Source organism: Nocardia sp. Tas62D01, assembly GCF_055232035.1.
In genome coordinates this window covers 1480516-1501142 of sequence record NZ_JBUYUZ010000001.1, presented here as the reverse complement: position 1 = coordinate 1501142, position 20627 = coordinate 1480516, and the positions used below count along the sequence as shown (strand labels likewise).

General features: G+C 66.4%; 21 protein-coding genes. 18 read left to right on the top strand and 3 right to left on the bottom strand.

The genetic code is table 11. The features are described from left to right. Positions 1-11: 11 nt before the first annotated feature. Positions 12-1823, bottom strand: a complete 1812-nt coding sequence (locus ACV7NQ_RS07275; protein WP_463358914.1) for a nitrite/sulfite reductase — start codon at positions 1821-1823, stop codon at positions 12-14. Between the two features lie 459 nt (positions 1824-2282). Here ACV7NQ_RS07275 and hemW point away from each other — a divergent pair, with 459 nt between their 5' ends. From hemW to ACV7NQ_RS07250, 5 genes are all read left to right on the top strand, one after another. Beyond that, positions 2283-3488 carry a radical SAM family heme chaperone HemW gene (hemW, locus tag ACV7NQ_RS07270; RefSeq protein WP_463358913.1) on the top strand — a complete coding sequence of 402 codons (1206 nt, stop codon included), beginning with the start codon at positions 2283-2285 and terminating at the stop codon, positions 3486-3488. A gap of 97 nt (positions 3489-3585) precedes the next feature. Beyond that, positions 3586-3792 carry a hypothetical protein gene (locus ACV7NQ_RS07265; protein WP_463358912.1) on the top strand — a complete coding sequence of 69 codons (207 nt, stop codon included), beginning with the start codon at positions 3586-3588 and terminating at the stop codon, positions 3790-3792. Continuing rightward, complete coding sequence (locus ACV7NQ_RS07260; protein ID WP_463358911.1) at positions 3747-4244, top strand: hypothetical protein; 498 nt, start codon at positions 3747-3749, stop codon at positions 4242-4244. Before ACV7NQ_RS07265 ends, ACV7NQ_RS07260 begins: the two co-directional genes overlap by 46 nt. 130 nt (positions 4245-4374) lie before the next feature. Next, positions 4375-4596 (top strand): hypothetical protein, encoded by a 222-nt coding sequence (locus ACV7NQ_RS07255; protein ID WP_463358910.1) that lies wholly within the window; start codon positions 4375-4377, stop codon positions 4594-4596. Between the two features lie 492 nt (positions 4597-5088). Then, positions 5089-5892, top strand: a complete 804-nt coding sequence (locus tag ACV7NQ_RS07250) for an alpha/beta fold hydrolase (RefSeq protein WP_463358909.1) — start codon at positions 5089-5091, stop codon at positions 5890-5892. Between the two features lie 219 nt (positions 5893-6111). Here ACV7NQ_RS07250 and ACV7NQ_RS07245 read toward each other — a convergent pair whose 3' ends face one another. Next, entirely contained in the window at positions 6112-6507 is a 396-nt protein-coding gene (locus tag ACV7NQ_RS07245) for a hypothetical protein (RefSeq protein ID WP_463358908.1), read from the bottom strand. A gap of 182 nt (positions 6508-6689) precedes the next feature. On the opposite strand from ACV7NQ_RS07245, the gene hrcA reads away from it, so the two are divergent. From hrcA to ACV7NQ_RS07225, 4 genes are all read left to right on the top strand, one after another. After that, positions 6690-7721: a heat-inducible transcriptional repressor HrcA gene (gene hrcA, locus ACV7NQ_RS07240; protein WP_463358907.1), complete on the top strand. Its 1032-nt coding sequence runs from the start codon at positions 6690-6692 to the stop codon at positions 7719-7721. Positions 7722-7825: 104 nt separating this feature from the next. Next, complete coding sequence (gene dnaJ, locus ACV7NQ_RS07235) at positions 7826-8977, top strand: molecular chaperone DnaJ (RefSeq protein WP_463358906.1); 1152 nt, start codon at positions 7826-7828, stop codon at positions 8975-8977. A 3-nt stretch (positions 8978-8980) separates the two neighbouring features. After that, entirely contained in the window at positions 8981-9721 is a 741-nt protein-coding gene (locus ACV7NQ_RS07230) for a 16S rRNA (uracil(1498)-N(3))-methyltransferase (protein ID WP_463358905.1), read from the top strand. Positions 9722-9922: 201 nt separating this feature from the next. Next, on the top strand, positions 9923-10207 hold the full coding sequence (locus ACV7NQ_RS07225) for a DoxX family protein (RefSeq protein WP_463358904.1): 285 nt from the start codon (positions 9923-9925) through the stop codon (positions 10205-10207). Here the strand turns inward: ACV7NQ_RS07225 and ACV7NQ_RS07220 are convergent. Further along, on the bottom strand, positions 10198-10509 hold the full coding sequence (locus ACV7NQ_RS07220) for a zinc-ribbon domain-containing protein (protein ID WP_463358903.1): 312 nt from the start codon (positions 10507-10509) through the stop codon (positions 10198-10200). The two genes, ACV7NQ_RS07225 and ACV7NQ_RS07220, sit on opposite strands and share 10 nt — an antisense overlap. A 337-nt stretch (positions 10510-10846) precedes the next feature. Between ACV7NQ_RS07220 and ACV7NQ_RS07215 the strand changes: the two genes are divergently transcribed. The 9 genes from ACV7NQ_RS07215 (at position 10847) to ACV7NQ_RS07175 (ending at position 20610) form a co-directional block, all read left to right on the top strand. After that, positions 10847-11563 carry a GntR family transcriptional regulator gene (locus tag ACV7NQ_RS07215; protein ID WP_463358902.1) on the top strand — a complete coding sequence of 239 codons (717 nt, stop codon included), beginning with the start codon at positions 10847-10849 and terminating at the stop codon, positions 11561-11563. 268 nt (positions 11564-11831) lie between these two features. Continuing rightward, positions 11832-12893 (top strand): PhoH family protein, encoded by a 1062-nt coding sequence (locus tag ACV7NQ_RS07210; protein WP_463365570.1) that lies wholly within the window; start codon positions 11832-11834, stop codon positions 12891-12893. A 143-nt stretch (positions 12894-13036) separates the two neighbouring features. Next, a complete protein-coding gene (gene ybeY / locus ACV7NQ_RS07205; protein WP_463358901.1) occupies positions 13037-13591 on the top strand; it encodes an rRNA maturation RNase YbeY in 555 nt (184 codons plus the stop codon). Next, the gene (locus tag ACV7NQ_RS07200; protein WP_463358900.1) at positions 13588-14952 is read left to right on the top strand and encodes a hemolysin family protein; all 1365 of its coding nucleotides are present in this window, start codon (positions 13588-13590) and stop codon (positions 14950-14952) included. The genes ybeY and ACV7NQ_RS07200 overlap by 4 nt, the downstream gene beginning before the upstream one ends. Next, a complete protein-coding gene (locus tag ACV7NQ_RS07195; protein WP_463358899.1) occupies positions 14945-15313 on the top strand; it encodes a cytidine deaminase in 369 nt (122 codons plus the stop codon). Before ACV7NQ_RS07200 ends, ACV7NQ_RS07195 begins: the two co-directional genes overlap by 8 nt. Further along, positions 15306-16205, top strand: coding sequence for a GTPase Era (era, locus tag ACV7NQ_RS07190; RefSeq protein WP_463358898.1), 900 nt, complete (start codon positions 15306-15308; stop codon positions 16203-16205). The genes ACV7NQ_RS07195 and era overlap by 8 nt, the downstream gene beginning before the upstream one ends. 127 nt (positions 16206-16332) lie before the next feature. Then, positions 16333-17799 carry a serine/threonine-protein kinase gene (locus ACV7NQ_RS07185; protein WP_463358897.1) on the top strand — a complete coding sequence of 489 codons (1467 nt, stop codon included), beginning with the start codon at positions 16333-16335 and terminating at the stop codon, positions 17797-17799. Continuing rightward, positions 17786-19045, top strand: coding sequence for a DUF7373 family lipoprotein (locus ACV7NQ_RS07180; RefSeq protein ID WP_463358896.1), 1260 nt, complete (start codon positions 17786-17788; stop codon positions 19043-19045). Before ACV7NQ_RS07185 ends, ACV7NQ_RS07180 begins: the two co-directional genes overlap by 14 nt. After that, positions 19042-20610: a serine/threonine-protein kinase gene (locus ACV7NQ_RS07175; protein ID WP_463358895.1), complete on the top strand. Its 1569-nt coding sequence runs from the start codon at positions 19042-19044 to the stop codon at positions 20608-20610. The genes ACV7NQ_RS07180 and ACV7NQ_RS07175 overlap by 4 nt, the downstream gene beginning before the upstream one ends. Positions 20611-20627 lie beyond the last annotated feature (17 nt).

Below are 20627 nucleotides of genomic sequence, written 5' to 3'. Positions count from 1 at the left end.
TCCCGCCGCGCTCATTTCAGGTCGGCTTCGTCGGCGCGAACCGCCCACTGGGCGAATCGTTCGCCGTCCTCGCGGTGCTTGATGAAATTGCGCACCACCCGCTCGATGTAGTCACCGAGTTCGTTGCTGGTCACCTTGTGCTGGCGCAACTTACGACCGAACGCGCTGTCGAATCCGAGGCTGCCACCGAGGTGAACCTGGAATCCCTCGACATGATTCCCGGTGCCGTCATCGACCAGCTGACCCTTGAACCCGATGTCCGCGATCTGCGAGCGCGCGCACGAGTTCGGGCAGCCGTTGATGTTGATGGTCACCGGAACATCCAGCTGCGCATTGAGATCCGCGAGCCGCTCCTCGAGTTCCGGCACCAGCGCCTGGGATCGCTTGCGGGTCTCGGCGAAGGACAGCTTGCAGAACTCGATCCCACTGCACGCCATCAGGTTGCGCCGCCACAGCGACGGACGTGCCTGCAGGCCAAGCGGTTCCAGCTCGTCGATCAGCGCATCGACCTTGTCGTCGGCGACGTCGAGCACGATCAGCTTCTGGTACGGGGTGAACCGGATGCGATCGGAGCCGATCTCGGCCGCCGCGTCCGCGACCTTGGACAGGACGGTGCCCGACACCCGGCCCGCGATGGGGGAGAAGCCGACCGCGTTGAGCCCGTTGCGCAGCTTCTGCACGCCGACGTGGTCGATCGGCTTGGTCGGCTGCACTGGCGCGGGACCGTCGATCAGCTTGCGCTTCAGGAACTCCTCCTCGAGCACCTGGCGGAACTTCTCGATGCCCCAGTCCTTGACCAGGAACTTCAGACGGGCCTTTGTCCGCAGCCGCCGGTAGCCGTAGTCACGGAACAGGCAGACAACGGCCTCCCACACGTCGGGCACCTCCTCGAGCGGCACCCACACGCCGACCCGTTGCGCCAGCATCGGATTGGTCGAAAGCCCGCCGCCGACCCACAGATCCAGGCCGGGTCCGTGCTCGGGATGGTTCACCCCGACGAACGCGATGTCGTTGATCTCGTGCACCACGTCCTGCTGGCCCGAGATCGCGGTCTTGAACTTGCGCGGCAGGTTGGAGTACTCCTTCTTGCCGATGTAGCGGCGCACGATCTCCTCGATCGCGGGTGTCGGGTCGATGATCTCGCTGCGCGACTCACCGGCCAGCGGCGAGCCGAGCACCACCCGCGGGCAGTCGCCGCACGCCTCGGTGGTCTTCAGTCCGACCGCCTCGATCCGCTTCCAGATCTCGGGGACGTTCTCCACCTCGATCCAGTGGAACTGGACGTTCTCGCGGTCGGACAGGTCGGCGGTGTCGCGGCCGAACTCGGTCGAGATCTGGCCGAGGGTCCGCAACTGTTCGACATTCAATGCGCCCGCGTCGCAGCGGATGCGCATCATGAAGTACTCGGCCTCGAGAATGTCGATGTTCTCGTCGCCGGTCCAGCTGCCGTCGTAGCCCTGTTCGCGCTGGGTGTAGAGACCCCACCAGCGGAACCGGCCGCGCAGATCGCCCTTGTCGATGCTGTCGAAGCCCTGCTTGGAGTAGATGTTCTCGATCCGCGCGCGGACGTTGAGGGGGTTGTCGTCCTTCTTGGACTGTTCGTTCGGGTTCAGCGGCTCGCGGTAGCCCAGCGCCCACTGGCCCTCCGCCTTACGACGTACAGGCTTGCCGGTGCGGGCGCGCGGCGCGGTGGTTGCTTCGGTGCGTGGGCGGTCCGGTCGAACGCGCCCTTCGGAAGCCGGTCGGTCCAGGCGCGCGGGACGCTCGGGCCGGGACTGCGGCGAAGGCTGATCGGTCGGACCGGCGTCAGTGCTCGACGTCATAGGGTCGCTCCTGCGGGGTGGGTGAACATCCATGCTGTGGGCGCGAGGGGCTGACTCGCGCCTGCGGTGTCAGCGGGCCGATTCCTCGAAATCGGGAGATCGCCCGGGGAGACCCGGGAGTGCGCCGCTGAGCTACTGGTGGGAACCGGGCAGACAGCAGGCGCTGCAGACGCGCTGGTAGTCGACGTGGCGACGTGCCACAAGTCGTACTCCAGATCCGCGCATGTGCCCATTGTGCCACGTCAGGATGGCCATTCCGGCCGCGCGGCCATATTTCCCGCAGAATCGAGGGAAATTCCCTGGATCAACGGTGGCAACTGTGATTGCTGTCATAGTCCGGGCGATGAAATGTGGGTACTGAAGCGTGCGGCGCCGCAAGTCGTCGCGACGCGGGTCGGGATCCGGTGTGCGTGGCTGCCCGGGGGTGGATCGTAACTGGACAGCGTTCACACTGGTGGGGTGAGTTCTGCTGCTGCGGCGACCGAAGCCGAGACCGCTGACCTCGTGCTGCGTGATTTCGCGGGCGGCCCGTTCGGGATCTATGTGCACGTACCGTTCTGTGCGACTCGGTGCGGATACTGCGACTTCAACACCTATACGGTGGGTGAGCTCGGGACCTCGGCGTCGCCGGAGTCCTGGCTCGTGGCGCTGCGTGGTGAACTGGCGACGGCGGCCGAGCAGTTCGCGGCCTTGCCGACGGCGACGCCAGACGTGGCGACGATCTTCGTCGGCGGCGGGACGCCCTCGCTGCTCGGCGGAGACGGGCTCGCCGCGGTCCTCGCCGCAGTCCGGGCGAACTTCACCCTCGCGGCCGACGCCGAGGTAACCACCGAGTCGAATCCGGAGTCGACCTCGCCCGAGTTCTTCGAGCGGATTCGCGCGGCCGGATTCACCCGGGTGTCGCTTGGCATGCAGTCGGCGGCACAGCACGTGCTGAAAGTGTTGGACCGCACGCACACTCCGGGTCGGGCGGTCGCCGCGGCCAAGGAGGCGCGCGCGGCCGGGTTCGAGCACGTGAATCTGGATCTGATCTACGGCACCCCTGGCGAGCGCGACGGCGATCTCGACGCCAGCCTGGACGCAGTGCTGAGCGCGGGAGTCGATCACGTCTCCGCCTATTCGCTGATCGTCGAGGACGGCACCGCGCTCGCGCGCCGGGTCCGCCGCGGCGAACTACCCGCCCCCGACGACGATGTGCTCGCCGCCCGCTACGAACGTATCGACGCCCGACTGAGCGCGGCCGGACTCACCTGGTACGAGGTATCCAATTGGGCAGCAGGCGATTCCGCGCGTTGCCGCCACAACCTCGGCTACTGGGATGGCGGCGACTGGCTCGGCGCGGGCCCCGGCGCGCACAGTCACGTCGGCGGCATCCGGTGGTGGAACGTGAAGCATCCGGCGCGTTACGCCGACCAGGTCGGGCTGGGCGGGCTGCCCGCCGCGGGCTGGGAGGCGCTGACCGACGACGAGCGCCACACCGAACGCGTCATGCTGGCCGTGCGGCTGCGCAGCGGACTGCCGCTTTCCGAACTGAACGCGGCGGAAACCGCGGCGGCCGATCGCGTCGTCGCCGATCGCCTCGCCATCCGGTCCGGCGACCGCCTGGTGCTGACCGACCGCGGCCGTCTGCTTGCCGACGGCGTGGTGCGCACGCTGCTGGACTGACCCACCCACCCTGAATCCAGCTGTCTCCCTGCGCATTGGACAACGATCGCCGTGCGCCCCTAGCTAGGGTGTCCTCAGTTGAGGGAGGGGCAATCCGATGACGAATCCAACAGCCATATCCATCGATCCGGACGAAGTGCGTCGCCACGCGGAGCGGATCAAGTCGCTCGTGGACAGCATGACTTCGGCGGTCGAAGCCGTGGGCTATCTCGGTGACGCCGACGACGGTTTCGGGCGATACCTGCTTCGCAGCATTACGTGGTTCCACCGCCGAATACGGTTGGGCCGCAAGATTTCCTGCTGAAGTACGGCACCGCACTCGACCCGGTGACCGCCTACCGCCCGGCGCCTGGTTCGACGGGCATCACGGTGCATACCTCGTACTACCGCCGCTGGATCGGCGCGCCGGGGTACGCGGCGCCGGGCCCGCGAATTCTCGTCAACGGCCACGAAGTACCCGACACCGCTTGGGGAAGCACACACATTCCACTCCGCCCCGGCCTGTACCACCTGGAAACGTGCACGCGCAAAACCCCATGGTGGTTCGAGTGGTTGAAGCGGGGCTGGAACGCCGACATGGGTTTCGCCGACACCGTCGTTCCGGTGACGGCGGACCAAAGCGCGCCGGTGTATTACGGCAGTCCGGCGCTGTATGCGATGCGCGGGACGATCGGCGCGGAGCTGCGGCTAACCCCGGGAATAGGCTGGATCCTGTTCAGCTGGGTGATATCCGGAGCGTTCGGAACGTCCCGCTGACATCATGACCTTGTCGGTCGCCCGAATTGCCCTAGTGCTCGAGTCGGCAGCTCAGATAGCCACAGCCTGCCAGTTGCCCTATCACGGCTCGAGCAAGACGCGTAGGCTCCGGAATAACCCAAGGAGTCATATGCCCCCGGCACGACACATCACGCTTATCCACGAACAAAGCGATTTCGCTGAGGCGCGGGCCGCTGAAAAAGCCGAAACCGCACGACAAAGCGCAATCGCGGCCAGGACGGTCGCGAGCCACTCCGAGAACGCCGAGGACTGCGTATCCCTGCTGGCGATGCTCGGACTGGACGCTCTCGCAGGCAAGCTCGCCAGGGTCAGCACCAGCCCCGAGCTCTAGTCATACAAGCGGCCGCCGCTGAGCGGGACCTGGCCGAGACCTCTTCTCGACCGATGCCCAGCCATGTCCCGCTCGACGGCGGAGTACGTCATGTCGCGGCGTCTTCCAATGCTGATCGGCGCCACTCGCGAGGTGACATGCCGTAGGCGGCGCGGAATCGGCGGGCGAAATGCGGGGGGATCGCGGAAGCCCCACTGCCGCGCGACCATCGCGAGCGATCGATCGGTGCCTGCTGTCCGGTCGTGCGAGTTCGGCGCGCACCCGATCCAGCCGCTGACTGATGATTCACTGCCCGAGGCTGTACTCGGCGTTCGCGCAGACTTTGTAGAGCTGTCGCACCGGCACGCTGTGCGCGGGCGTAATCGGTGAAGCTGCTGCCCAACGGTAGGCTGCGGATCTACCCGGGTGCGCCGCACGGATTGTGCGGAGAGATACGAGAAGACCTTCAACGCCGACCTGTTCGACTTCGTCAAGAACGGATAGGCAGATCCAATGAAAATTATTCGTAGCCTGCGTGCCTCTCTGGTCGCGCTGACCCTCGCGCTCACTCCTGTCCTGGCCGCCGCGCCCGCGACGGCCGCACCACTGCCAACAATCGTGCTGGTGCACGGCGCGTTCGCCGATGCGACGAGCTGGGACGGTGTCGCGGCTTTGTTGCGCGATCAAGGCTATCGGGTGGTGACACCGGACAACCCGCTGCGCAGCCCCGCCAATGATGCGGCGGCCGTGCAGCGGACCCTGGATACCATCTCGGGACCTGTTGTGCTCGTTGGTCATTCGTATGGCGGCTTCGTCATCACCAACGTGCACGACCCGAAAGTCGAATCGCTGGTCTACATCGCGGCCTTCGCACCGGTCCAATCGGAGTTCGCCCAACTCGCACTGGACCCGATTCGCTTCCCCGGCAGTCGACTGTTGCCGCCGGTCCTCCAGGTCAAGGTCGTCGATGACCCCAAGGGCATCGCAGGCAAGAACATCGACGCCTACATCGCCGCCGACAGCTTCCACGACGCCTTCGCCCAGGACGTCAACGACGCCACCGCCGCCGATATGCTCCGCCACCAGCATTCGATCGCCGTAGGCGCGAACTTCGAGCCCTCCGGGCCGCCGTCGTGGGCGTCGATCCCCAGCTGGTACCTGGTCTCCGGCGCCGACCGCATCATTCCACCTGCGACCCAACGCTTCATGGCGAACCGCATGGGCGCCCACACCACCGAAATCGATGCGTCGCACGCGTCATTGGTGTCCCGCCCCGCCGATGTCGCCGCAGTAGTGGAGACCGCCGCCGGGCGCTGATCCAGTTCGGCCTGCTAGGGCAGCGGCCTGCTCGTTGCGTGGATTTGAACCGCCAGCCGCGGGTCGCTGATCTCCCAGAAGTCCGCAGCGAGCCGGTAATCCAGAGTCGGGTCGATCAGTTCCAGTCCCGCGCGCCTGCGCAAGGAGAGCGCTCCGCCAACGCGATCCGCGGGCGCAGCCTGCTGACACCGCCATAGCGGGCCGAAACAGGCTACAGCCCTACGGCGCTCCACCGGCCAGCAGCGAGCCCATGAACGACATCGCCGAACCACACAGCAGCAATCCGGCGCGCGACCGGAGTCGTCCGGCCCGTCGTGGCGCCAGCGCCGACTGGATGATTGACGGCAGCGAAGGACTGGCGGTGGCCAGGTATGGGAACTCATCGGTGACGGCCGGCACCTCCCGATCGGCGGTCTCCGCGAGCAGCGTGTCGATGGCCTGGCGCCAGTCGTCGAACCTGATCGGCAACGGTGAGCCGGTGAAGGCGGCCACCGCCACAGCGAGATACCGCAGCGACTCCGTCTCGGTGGCTTGGTCGGCTGCGTAGTAGAAACCTCCAATTTCCTCAAGTGTCGGGAGTTCGGGCTCCGTTGGCCTCGCTGCGGTTTGCCGCACACATCTGCCGCTCGTGCGTCGACCGGTCGGCCGCCTGGGTGCGTGGCCGGGCGATTGGCGGGTGGGCAACTAGACTTGGGTAGTTAGCGAACCGGGAATCCGCATCGACTTTGTGCGATCTGTACTCCGGCTTTGCGATCAGTGCGGGGCGTACCCGTGGACGGAGCGAGGAGGTGGGGCCGATGTCGAGCACCGAGGATCGGCGCTTCGAGGTCCTACGCGCCATCGTCGCGGACTATGTTGCGACCAAGGAGCCGATCGGGTCGAAGAGCCTGGTGGAACGGCACAACCTGGGTGTGTCCAGCGCGACGGTCCGCAACGATATGGCGGTGTTGGAGGCCGAGGGCTACATCACTCAGCCGCACACCAGTTCGGGCCGTATTCCGACCGACAAGGGCTACCGGCAGTTCGTCGACCGGATTGCCGAGGTGAAGCCGCTGTCGGGGGCCGAGCGCCGGGCGATTATACAGTTCCTGGAGTCGGGCGTCGATCTCGACGACGTGTTGCGCCGCGGCGTGCGGCTGCTGGCCCAGCTGACCAGGCAGGTCGCGGTGGTGCAGTACCCGACGGTGTCGGCGTCCACCGTGCGGCACATCGAGGTTGTCGCGCTCAATCCGGCCCGACTGCTACTCGTGGTGATCACCGACACCGGCCGCGTCGATCAACGCCTGGTGGAACTGGGCGCGCTCATCGGCGACGACGATCTGGCCGCATTGCGCGGCATGCTCGGCGGCGCGATGGACGGCAAGCGGCTGGCAGTGGCCTCTGCGGCCGTCGCCGAACTGCCTGAGCGGGCCCCGCAGCGACTGCGCGACGTGCTGGTGCGCGTATCGACCGTGCTCGTCGAAACCCTGGTCGAGCACCCCGAGGAACGCCTCGTCCTCGGCGGCACCGCCAACCTGACCCGCAACGCCGCCGACTTCGGTTTCCCCGGCTCGCTGCGCGCGGTGCTGGAGGCCCTCGAAGAGCAGGTGATCGTGCTCAAGCTGCTGGCCGCCGCGCAGCACCCCGGCACGGTGACCGTCCGCATCGGGGAGGAGACCCAGGTCGAGCAGATGCGCGGGACCTCGGTAGTGTCGACCGGCTATGGTGCCGCTGGTGCGGTGCTCGGTGGCATGGGTGTGCTCGGCCCGACACGCATGGATTACCCGGGAACGATCGCCTCGGTCGCGGCCGTTGCTCGGTATATCGGTGAGGTTCTCGCCGAGCGCTGACGGTGACGGCGTCCATCGACGTCACTGCTACCCTCGATCTTTCGGCCGGATAAAGTTGAGTGCATCCGACTAATGCTGTTGCGACCAAGGACTAGAGAATTCAAGTGGCACGGGACTACTACGGACTGCTCGGAGTCGCGAAGAACGCGACCGACCAGGAGATCAAACGCGCCTACCGCAAGTTGGCGCGCGAACTGCATCCCGACGTCAACCCCGACGAGGTAGCGCAGGCCAAGTTCAAGGACGTGTCGGCGGCCTACGAGGTGCTGTCGGACCCCGAGAAGCGGCGCATCGTCGATATGGGCGGTGACCCGCTCGAGTCCGGCGGTGGCGGCGGCAGTTACGGGGGCGCAGGTTTCGGCGGACTCGGTGACGTGTTCGAGGCGTTCTTCGGCGGGATGAGCGGATCCGGCGCCGCGCGCAAGCCGCGCGGCCGGATGCAGCCCGGCGCCGATTCGCTACTGCGGACCCGGCTGAGCCTCGCCGAATGCGCCGTCGGGGTGACCAAGCACCTGACCGTGGATACCGCGATCCTCTGCGACGTGTGCGCCGGTGCGGGCACCAACGGCAAGTCCAAGCCGGTGCGCTGCGAAACCTGTGGCGGTGCGGGCGAAGTCCAGTCGGTGCAGCGCTCGTTCCTCGGCCAGGTGTTGACCTCGCGTCCGTGCCCGACCTGTCGCGGCGCAGGCGAGACCATTCCCGATCCGTGCCACAAGTGTGGCGGCGACGGGCGCGTGCGATCCCGCCGCGAGATCGCCGCGCCGATCCCGGCCGGTGTGGCCAACGGCATGCGGGTGCGGCTGGCAGCGCAGGGCGAGGTCGGCCCGGGCGGCGGGCATGCGGGCGATCTATATGTGGAGATCGTCGAGCAGCCGCACGATGTGTTCGTCCGTGACGGCGACGACCTGCACTGCACCGTCCGGCTGCCGATGGTCGACGCCGCGCTGGGCACCACCGTGGTCATCGACACCATCCTCGACGGCCCGACCGAGCTCACCATCCCCGCGGGCACCCAGCCCGGCGAGGTGTCGGTGCTGCGCGGCCACGGCATGCCGCGATTGCGCACCGGCGCACGCGGCGACCTGCTTGCGCACCTGGACATCGTGGTGCCGACCAAGCTCGACGCCAAGCAGACAGATCTGCTGCGCAAGTACAAGGGCACTCGCGAGCGCGAACGCGCCGAGGTGATGTCGGCCCAGTCCGAGCACAACAGCGGCCTGTTCGCCCGGTTGCGGGCGTCCTTCAGCGGGCGATAGTCGTTGGCCGCGACGGTCTTCTACCTCGACGATATCCCGGAGCCGGGTTCTATCGCGGTGCTCGACGGCCAGGAAGGACGGCACGCCGCGACGGTGCGCCGCATCCGGGTCGGCGAGCCGATCACCCTGTCGGACGGGCACGGTTTGCTCGTCGAATCGGAAGTCATTGGCGCACAACGTGATCGACTCGAACTGAAGGTGCACACCCGCACCGTGGCCGCCCCGGCATCGCCGCGTGTCACAGTCGTGCAGGCGCTGCCCAAGTCCGATCGCTCGGAACTGGCCGTTGAATTGATGACCGAAGCGGGTGCCGACGCCATCGTCCCGTGGCAAGCCGCCCGCTGCATCGCCAACTGGGAAGGCAAGGCCGCCAAGGCCGTCGACAAATGGCGCACTGCGGCCCGCACCGCCGCTCGCCAATCCCGCCGCGCCTACATTCCGGACGTGGCCGACCTGTACGGCACCCGAGACCTGCTCGAATTGGTCTGCCGCGCAAAGGAATCCGGTGCCGTCATCGCGGCACTCCACGAGTCCGGCACCAGCCGCTTCACCGAGCTGCCTTTTGCGGACGTACCCGCAATTGTGCTGATCGTCGGCCCCGAAGGCGGCCTCGATGACGCGGAACTGTCCGCCCTCTCAGATGCGGGCGCCGACGTCGTTCTACTCGGCCCCACGGTCCTGCGCACCTCCACCGCGGCCGCGGTCGCTTTGGGTGCACTTGGCGCACTGACCCCCCGCTGGTAGTCGGGATACCTGCTCCAGATGTGGTGCACCACAGAGGTTTCCACGCCCCATGGCGCTTGGTGTACCTGCGTGGCGTGTGCAATCCCGGTAGCGCGGCACTCCTGACGAATCCTGAGATGCTCAGGTCGGGAGGGGCCTTCGCGACCCCCTGAACCTCAACCGCGGGCGATGATGGCGCGGACTCGGGCCGAGTCGGCGAGTATGTCGATTTCGGCGCTGCTCGGCGCCTGGAAGATCCTGGGCGCGATCGCCCTGCTCGTCCCCGGCCGTGCGCTTCTCGAGGAATGGGCCTACGCGGGCGCGGTTTTCGTCTACACCGGAGCGATCGTGTCGCACCTGGCCACAGGCTATGCCCGAGGCGAAGTAGGAGTTCTCGCCGTGATGACCGGCTGGAGGTCGTGTCGTGGGCGTTACGACCGCCCAGCCGACGGACTCGCCAATAGCCGACCCGGCGGCGGTCGAGTTCGGCCGGTGGTTCAGCGCTGATTGGGCCAGGGTGCGTTCGGTACTTGGGGAGCGGGCTGCTGCACTTGCCCCGTTGCCATGCTCTCTGCGTGGGCGCGACCGAGGAGGTCGTTGACGTGCTGAGCGGGGACGTTCGAGGAGACGCCGCACCAGGTGCACTCCAAGTAGTGCTTGGTGCTCAGCGGGAAGAGCGGGATGAAGAAGAGCGTGAACTTGGTGACGAGTTTGCGCAGTGCATGCGCGGCAGGATTGCCGCAGTTTACGCAGACCAACGTGATCATGGCGAGCGTGTGGACGCGCCGCTGCCAACCCCAGATAAGCACAGGAAAACCCCCGATATGGAAACTCTGACGACGACGACCCTACTGGTTCAGGCCCGAAGCGGCAGCGCCTTCCGTGGCGAGCCGGCCGGCGATAGCGCCGCCGAGGCCGCCTCCGGCCCCAGCACCAGCGCGGTACGACCGGCGATGGACAGATCCATGTGAGCTCCTTCGGGCAGAGTCGGCCGCTGAAGGGCCGTGAAGACGGGGACAGGTCGCGCCCGCCGAAACTCTGTGTACGGTATATAAGATCTTGGGTCAATTCCACCGATTCCACCACCACTCGAGCCGTATGCTGCATATCGGACGGTGTATTCACCGCTGAGACAGGGGCAGGGCTTTGGTCAATCAACCGCAAACCGTTGACGGCCCGGCCATCCACTTCGGGGTAGAGCGGCCGCGTCTGATCGGCGAGATCGTGCTGGACGAGATCCGCAACGCCATCATCGAGAAGCGGCTCGCATCCGGTTCGCGACTGAGCGAGGTTGGCCTGGCCGACATGCTCAACGTGAGCAAGACGCCGGTGCGCGAGGCGCTCCTGCAGCTCCGAGTGATCGGCTTGGTCACGGCGGAGGGTGGCAACCTGCGTGTCGTTCTCCCGTCGCTGGCCCTGGTCAAAGAGGCATACGAAGTTCGTGCTGGACTCGAGGCGCTCACCGCCCGACTTGCGGCGGAGCGAGTCGAAGGAAACGAGCTGCGTTCGGTGCTGAACGCCGCGACCGAGTCCAACGATCGGGCCGAGAGCGAAGACATGGACGGATTTCGGCAGTTCGATCGCCAATTCCATGAGCAGGTCGCCCGGGCGTCGCAGAACAAGATGGCCGCCCACCAGGTCATGAATTCGCGCGACCTCTGCCAGGCGCTGCGTCAGCGTGACGTGATCACCGACCAGGTCTCCAAGGTGTGTGGCCAGGCCCACCTCGAGATCGCCGCATCAATCGCGTCGCGCAACGGGGACCGCGCCGGGCGCCTGATGAGCGAGCACATCGATTACGTCAGGGACCGCGTCCTGGCTTCCATGGTCGTCGCCTCGACGGACGGTGCACCGAGCCGCTGATCGGCTTCGATGCACGGCTGTACCGTCTCACCCGCACTGCCCACTGGGGTGCTCCGCGGGGCACCTCTGGCGCACCCGGTGGCGGCGAAAGGGAATGCCATTGCCGAGGCGGTAGTCGGGTGTCCAGCGGTAGCGGCTTATTCACTGTGTGTTGTCAGTGGGGCGCGTTAAACTTTCATCAACAAAGCAGTCGAGACCGGAAAGCAGGCTATAGCCACTTTTGAGAACACAAGGCGAGATCGGCGACCCATCCACACCCACGGCAGGCATCGGTGCCGGTGACAACGGTACGGGTCCCGCAGCACGCACCGTGCGTTCCAGCATCGAACTCGCTCCGGAATCCGTGTTCCCGTTCCTCGGTTCGGCTGACCAGAATCTGCGTGAACTCGAGAAACTGCTGGATGCGGACATTCATGTGCGCGGCAATTCCGTGACTCTCACCGGCAAGGCGGCCGACGTCGCCCTCGCCGAGCGGGTCATCGAACAGCTCGTAGCACTGACCGGACGCAATCGGGTGGTGACACCGGAGGCCGTGCGGCACACCTTCTCGATGCTCACCGAGGGTTCCTCGGAGTCTCCGGCGGAGGTGCTGAGCCTGGACATCCTGTCCCGGCGCGGCAAGACCATCCGGCCCAAGACGCTCAACCAGAAGCGTTACGTCGACGCGATCGACGCCAACACCATCGTGTTCGGCATCGGTCCGGCCGGTACCGGCAAGACGTATCTGGCGATGGCGAAGGCCGTGCAGGCGCTGCAGACCAAGCAGGTCAACCGGATCATCCTCACTCGCCCCGCGGTGGAAGCGGGGGAGCGGCTCGGCTTCCTGCCCGGCACGCTCAACGAGAAGATCGACCCGTACCTGCGCCCGCTGTATGACGCGCTGCACGACATGATGGATCCGGAAGCCATTCCGAAGCTGATGGCGGCCGGTGTTATCGAGGTCGCGCCCCTGGCGTACATGCGCGGCCGGACCCTCAACGACGCGTTCATCATTCTCGACGAGGCGCAGAACACCACGGCCGAGCAGATGAAGATGTTCCTCACCCGCCTCGGCTTCGGCTCGAAGATCGTGGTGACCGGTGATGTCACCCAGGTCGACTTGCCGGGCGGCGCGCGGTCCGGGCTGCGAATGGCTAGCGAGATCCTCACCGATATCGATGACATCCATTTCGCCACGCTCACCAGCAGCGACGTGGTGCGCCACCGGCTGGTCGCGGACATCGTGGATGCCTACGGTCGGTTCGAGGAAGAGTCCCGGCCGCAGGTTCCCCCGCACTATGCGGGCAACCGGGCACAGCGCCGCGCCGCGGGCCGCGGCGACCGTCGATAGTCCGAAGCAGCACGGCCGACTCGACCGCATAGCGGTGCGCGTCGGCCGTTTTGCTGCGCAGGCCAGGGCCGATCGACGGTGATTTCGAACCGGCGCGCAGGCTCAGGTCCGGCTATCCGACTGCCGGGTCGTAGTCTTATCGGGTGAGTATCGAGATCGCCAACGAATCGGGTGTGGACGTACCCGAAGAAGACCTCGTCAGTGTCGCGCGGTTCGCTATCACCCAAATGGACGTGCACCCGGCGGCTGAGCTGTCGATGGTGCTCGTCGATCTCGACACGATGGCGGACCTGCACATGCGCTGGATGGACCTACCCGGTCCGACCGATGTGATGTCGTTCCCGATGGATGAACTCGAGCCGGGCGGCCGCCCCGACAGCCCCGAACCAGGACCCTCCATGCTCGGCGACATCGTGCTGTGTCCCGAGTTCGCCGCGGGCCAGGCTCGCAAGGCGGGTCATTCGCTCGACCACGAGCTCGCGCTGCTCACCGTGCACGGCGTGCTCCACCTGCTCGGCTACGACCATGCCGAGCCGGAGGAGGAGAAGGAGATGTTCGCGCTGCAGGCCCGGCTGCTCGAGGAGTGGTACGAGAGCCTGCGCGAGGAGCAGCGCCGCGCCGAGCTCGCCGCACGGGACGCCAGGCTGCTCGGGAAGGCGGGTTTCACCACACCGGGTGACGCGCTGGGCCCCGCGTGAATTCGCTGACCTTCATACTGCTGGCAGTCCTGCTGGTTCCGGTGGGTGGCGTGTTCGCCGCCGTGGATTCGGCATTGAACACCATTTCGCCCGCCCGCCTCGAGGATATGGTGCGGGCCGACCGGTCCGGCGCGGTACGGCTGAGCCGGATTGTGGCCGATCGGCCACGCTATGTGAATCTTCTTGTACTGCTTCGTATTCTGTGCGAAATCTGCGCGACAGTCCTGCTGGCGGCGGCGTTGATCCCGCTGTGGGAAGACGATTGGGCGTTGCTGTTCACCGCCGTGGTGATGGTGCTGGTGGACTATGTGGTGATCGGGGTCGGGCCGCGCACGCTCGGCCGCCAGCACGCGTACTCCATCGCGCTGGCCGCGGCCGTGCCGTTGCAGTTCATCGGCGCGCTGCTCGGGCCGGTGAGTCGGTTGCTGATCCTCATCGGTAATGCGATCACTCCCGGTAAGGGATTTCGCAACGGCCCCTTCGCTTCCGAGATCGAGCTGCGTGAAGTGGTCGAGATGGCCAGCGAGCGTGGCGTGGTGGCCGACGACGAACGCCGGATGATCCAGTCGGTGTTCGAACTCGGCGACACCCCCGCCCGCGCGGTGATGGTACCGCGCACCGAGATGGTCTGGATCGAGGCGGATAAGACCGCGGCGCAGGCGATGTCACTCGCGGTGCGCAGTGGGCACTCCCGTATTCCGGTGGTCGGCGAGAACGTCGACGACATTCTCGGCGTGGTCTACCTGAAAGACCTTGTGCCGTATGCGGATCGGGCCAAAACGGTGCAGGTGCGCGAGGTGATGCGTCCCGCCATGTTCATGCCCGACTCCAAGCCGCTCGACAGCCTGCTCGACGAGATGCAGCGCAGGCGCAACCACATGGCGCTGCTGGTCGACGAATACGGCGGTATCGCCGGACTGGTGACGATCGAGGACGTGCTCGAGGAGATCGTCGGTGAGATCGCCGACGAGTACGACACCGACGAGACCCCGCCGATCGAGGAACTGGGGGACGGGCACTATCGCGTGTCGGCCCGGCTGTCGGTGGACGACCTCGCGGAGTTGTACGGAATGGAGTTCGAGGAGGAGGACGTCGACACCGTCGGCGGACTGCTCGCGCACGCGCTGGGCCGAGTCCCGCTGCCCGGTTCCAAGGCCGCCGTGCACGGCCTGTTACTGCGCGGTGAGGGTGGGGCGGACGCGCGAGGGCGGATGCGAGTGCACACCGTTGTGGTGCGCCGGGCGCCGCAGAAGTCGTACGACGAGAAATCCTCGGAGAAATCGAACGGTAAGCGTAAAGGAAACGGATCGGATCGGGATGCCCCGGCCGAACGGGACCAGGATGGAGACAGCGATGACTGAATTGGACGCCGAGGACAACAAACTGCTGGTGCTGGCCCGAGGTGCGTTGGGCCGCACCGGCGGTGCCAGTGGCGCCGCCATCCGCGACACCGACGGCCGGACCTACGCGGCCGGCGAAGTGCCGTTGCAGGCCCTGCGGCTGACCGCATTGCAGGCCGCCGTCGCCGCCGCGATTTCCAGTGGCGCAGAGGGATTCGAGGCTGCCGTGGTGGTCGGTGGGCGGTTCTCCGACGCCGGGGTCATGGCGGTGCGCGAAGTGTCCGCCGACGCGCGGATCGTGTTCACCGACCGCGCGGGTGCGGTATTCGATATTGCCGAAGGTTTCGATACCGACACGAGTGTGGAGGTTCAGGGTGGCTGAATTCCGTTCCGGCTTCGTCTGTTTCGTCGGCCGACCCAATACCGGCAAATCGACGCTGACCAATGCGCTGGTCGGCTCGAAGATCGCGATCACCTCCTCGCGCCCGCAAACCACCAGGCATACCATCCGCGGCATCGTGCACCGCGAGCACACCCAGCTGATCCTGGTCGACACCCCCGGCCTGCACCGCCCGCGCACGCTGCTCGGCCAGCGCCTCAATGACCTTGTGCGCGATACCTATTCCGAGGTCGACGTCATCGCGCTGTGCATCCCCGCCGACGAGAAGATCGGTCCCGGCGACAAGTGGATCGTGGCGCAGATCAAGCAGATGGCGCCGAAGACCACCGTGCTCGGTGTCGTCACCAAGATCGACAAGGTGAGCCGCGACCAGGTCGCCGAACAGTTGATGGCGCTGTCCAAACTGCTCGGGCCCGACGCCGACGTGGTGCCGGTGTCCGCGATCAAGGGCGAACAGGTAGAAGTCCTTGTGGACGTCATCGCCTCGAAAATGCCCGAGGGCCCGGCCTTCTACCCCGACGGCGAACTCACCGACGAGCCCGAGGAAACCCTCATGGCCGAGCTCATCCGTGAGGCCGCGCTGGAGGGTGTGCGCGATGAACTTCCGCACTCGCTCGCGGTGGTCATCGAGGAAGTGCTGCCGCGCGAAGAGAATGAGGACCTGCTCGACGTGCACGCCCTGTTGTACGTCGAACGCCCGTCGCAGAAGGCCATCATCATCGGCAAGGGCGGTGCGCGTCTCAAGGAGGTCGGCACCAACGGCCGCAAGCAGATCGAACACATCCTCGGCGTCCGCATCTACCTGCACCTGCACGTCAAGGTCGCCAAGGATTGGCAGCGCGACCCGAAACAGCTTGGTAAGCTTGGGTTCTGATGGTGGAAATCATGGGATGTGATATCCCGATCCCGCTGCTATAGTCGGCCCGTTGGCGGCGGTCCGTGATACTCCGGGCGGCCGCATGTGCGTTGGAAGAGTCCCGACGCATACGGAGGGCTGAGCTGTGAACGTGGTCGAGGGTGCGGAATTCGCTGGGTACCAGATCGAACGCCGTCTCGGTGCGGGCGGCATGGGCACCGTCTTTCTTGTCCAGCATCCACGGCTGCCGCGTAAGGACGCGCTGAAGGTCCTGGCCGATATACACGCGGAGGATCCGGAATTCCGGGCCAGATTCCTGCGCGAGGCCGAAATCGCTGCGCGGCTGCAGCATCCGAACCTCGTCGCCGTGCGGGATCGCGGTGAGCAGGACGGTCGACTGTGGATCGCGATGCAATATGTGGACGGTGTCGATGCCGCCCAGCTGATCAAGACGAACGTGCTTGCCATCGAGCGCGCCGTCCGGATTTTCGTGGAGGCGGCGCGCGGTCTGGATGAGATCCACGCGGTGGGTCTGCTGCATCGCGATGTGAAACCGGCCAACATCCTGGTCGCCGCACAGCCGGACGGATCCGATCGGGTGCTCGTCACCGACTTCGGAATCGCCCGTGCCGCAGACGATTCGACCACTCTCGCCTCCGGTGGGACCACCGCCACCCTCGCCTATGCGCCCCCTGAGCAGATCAGCGGTGATCCGATGGACCATCGGGGCGACGTCTACGCACTGGGCTGCACGCTGTACCACATGCTCACCGGCTCGGTCCCGTTCCCACGCGACAGTCCGGGGGCGGTGATGTACGCGCATCTGAGCGAGCCGCCGCCCCGGCCATCACTCGGAAACACCAGCGTGCCAACGGCGTTCGACGCGGTGATCGCCAAGGCCATGGCGAAGCAGCCGGACGAGCGGTTCACCAGTTGCGGGGCGTTCGCGGCGGCGGCGTCGGCGGCGCTGGCGGGGGACCAGCTCACCGGGGTCGCGCCGGCCTCGATATCCAATCGGCGAGATCTGTTGCTCGCGGCCGTGCTGTTGGTCGTCGTTGTTGCGGCAGGCGCGATTTCGACGTTGCTCTGGTCCGGCGGCGACCCACCGGCCGCCGCGCCGCCCCCGGCAACCGTGGGCCCGCCGAAAGTGAATACCGCCGAGTGGGGTGCCTACGCCTATATGGCGCAGGCGTTTCCCGAACTGCTGCCGCCCTCGCCCATGGCGACCGGGTACAAGGACGTCGCGGGCTGTATTCCGCTCGACGAGCACGGCGACACCATGTCCTTCGACGTACCTGCCGCGGTCGGCGAGCTGTTCTGCATCGGTGATAACGACCCGGCGCGCACCATGGCCGTCAAATGCAATGCCGACCGGTCGCCGATCTTCCCCGACCGCTTCTTCGCCCGGGTAGAGGGCGATGAACGCTGGGTCCGGTCGTCCGGCACCGGGCATGTGAACTGGGGTTCCGATATCGAAATCGATGGCAAGATCCGCGGCCAGTTGGAGGTGTACTTCGACGATTCGAGCCGGAACTTCTGCAGCGTCCGGGTACACGGTGCCGCGTCCGGCACCGAACTGCACGATAAATGGTGGCCCGATGCGCCGCTGTGATCAGGTGAGCAAAATCCTTGCCGCCCTGGCGATCACGGCGGTGATGCTGACGCTCGCCACCGGCTGCACTGTGCAAGGGCAGCCGATTCCGCAACGACCTGACCTCGGCTCGCTCGATATCGGCGGATATAGCCTCGAACCGCTCCGCGAACCGGCCGTCGACAATGAGCAATACGGCCGGGTCATGGAATCGATGCGACTGGGCGAGGTCATGGCCGATCCGGTAGAGGCGGATTCGACCTTGACCCTTCCACTGAGCGGGTACAGCGCCGTGCCGCTGCCCACGCCCGCCAAGGCGGGTGCGTATCTCGCGGCTCCGGTCCGCTCGGTCCTCGAAAAGCGGGGAATGCTGGCCGGTTTCGCCGTCGGCCGCACCGACAAGGAGATCGAGCGTACGCCGGTGGTCGGTACCGCCCGGCTGTTGACCGTACTGGTGCTGCGATTCCCCGACCCCACCGCGGCGCAGCGGGCCGCCGAGGAGATCGACGCGGTCGACGCGTCGGTCAGTCCCGAGAATGTGGCCGTCGCTATACCGGAGTATCCGGCCGCACATGGCCATTGGCGTCCGAATGTGCCGACGATAGCGGTCTCGCTCGCGCAGGAGTCCTTCGTCGTCACGCTGCTCGGCGGGCATACCGTTGCCGACCTCGTTACCCTCACCACGTTGGCGCGCAAGGCATTCGATGCCCAGCTTCCCAGGCTGCGCGAATTCGTTGTCACACCGCGCGAACAGCTCGCGGCCCTGCCGCTGGACCGCGACGGCATGATCGCTCGCATGGTGCCGAAAGCGCCGGGACGCTGGCCGTTTCCCGCCGTGGCCTACGGCACCGAACAGGAGAACGCGGGTTGGGATAGCGGCCCCCAGGCAAGTGGCGTCGTGTACGGCACACGCGCCACCGCATTGCTCCGGGATGCCACGAAGCCGAATCCGCCGGAGCTCATGGCCTTCAACGGTTTAGAGGGTCTGATGCGATTCCCTGACGTGGCCGCCGCGCGCAAGTCCTTCGCGAAGGCGCAGGACGGGGTCGACGAGAATGGGCGACGATCGATACCCGGCCCGACCCGGGTGCCGGATGTCACCTGTGCCCAGGAGCCGGGCGACAGAGCCGGGTTCCCGTTCAAGTACAGCTGCACTGTGTTGTACGGGCGTTATGTCGCAACACTTTTCGGCCGGGATCCGCGCGACTTCCAACAGCGGGTCGCGGCTCAGTACGGGCTGCTGGTGAACAGTGAGCGGGGTACATGACCGAGACCCTTGCCCCGGGCACGGTATTCGCCGGGTATCTGATAGAGCGGGTGCTCGGCACCGGCGGGATGGGGACGGTCTACCTGGCGCGGCATCCGCGACTCCCGCGCCATGATGCGCTGAAGGTGCTCTCGCAGATCCACAGCGGCGATGACGAGTTCCGTGCTCGATTCATTCGGGAGGCCGAACTCGCCGCCCGGCTCGAACATCCCAATATCGTCGCGGTACATGACCGAGGAGTGCAGGACGGTCGACTGTGGATCGCGATGCAGTTCGTCGACGGCATCGATGCGGCCGAACTCATCCGCCACGATGCCGCCGAACTGCCACCGGAGCGGGCCTTGCACATTGTCGTGTCGGCGGCGCGCGGTCTGGATACCGCGCATCGCGCCGGACTCCTGCACCGTGACGTCAAACCGGCCAATATTCTGCTCGAGTCGCGACCCGGGGAGACCGATCGAGTTTTCGTTTCCGACTTCGGAATCGCCAGGGCTGCAGGACAATCGACCGCGCTGACCTCGGTGGGATCGGTGCTGGCGACCTTGGCCTACGCCGCACCCGAACAGCTCATGGGTGGCGTGGTCGATCAGCGGGCCGATGTGTATGCGCTGGGCTGCACGCTCTATGAATTGCTCACCAGCACGAAGCCGTTCCCACGCAATACGGCCGTCGCGGTGATGCAGGCGCACATCCAGGACCCGCCGCCGCGTGCCACCGCGGTGAATCCACGGCTGCCGCAGGCCATCGATCGGGTGATCGCGCGGGCGTTGGCGAAGAACCCGGATGATCGTTATCCGTCGTGTGGCGCGCTGGCCGATGCGGCGGCGGCCGCGCTCGACGGCCGCGCGGACGCGGTCACGGTCGATCTGCGGAATACCGAGCCGCGGCGTCCCATGCGTCGGCGGCGCGTCGGGCTCGCCATCGGTACCGCCGCAGTGGTCCTCGTCCTCGGTATCGCGAGTGTGTTTGTGGTGACCAGGAATTCGACTGAACCCACCGCGACGCCCGGGACGATCGGGTCGGCGACGAGCACAGCCGCCGCAGCGACCAGCACGCCCGCCGTTACCGGGACGACCACCAACGGTCGACTGTCGTGGGGCAGTCACACCTTCATGGTGCAAGCCCTTCCCGAACTGCTTCCGGCCACCCCGGTCGAGAGCGGCTATCAGGGCATCAGGTGCATCGCGCGGGACCTGGACGATCGTCCCGTCGACGTGAACCAAACCGCCCCCGTGGTCGGTAATCTGGATTGCCACGGAAACCGGGATCCGGTCCAGACGATACTCGTGGGCTGTAATTCGAATCGCACTCCTACCAACTACTACGCGCTCCCCGATGTCGTCCCACTCGGTGATGAGCGATGGGAGCGCCGATCCGGGCACGGCCGGATTGTCTGGTTCGACCAGATCACTCCGGACAATGACCCCCTGGGGCCCAATCGGACTCAGGGCCTGCTCCAAATTCTGTTCGACGATCCCCAGCGGAACTTCTGTTGGCTGCTCGTATACGGCCGGACCTCCGGACAAGACCTGTACGACCGCTGGTGGCGTAGCGCGCCGTTCTGAACCGAGTAAGTGAGGAA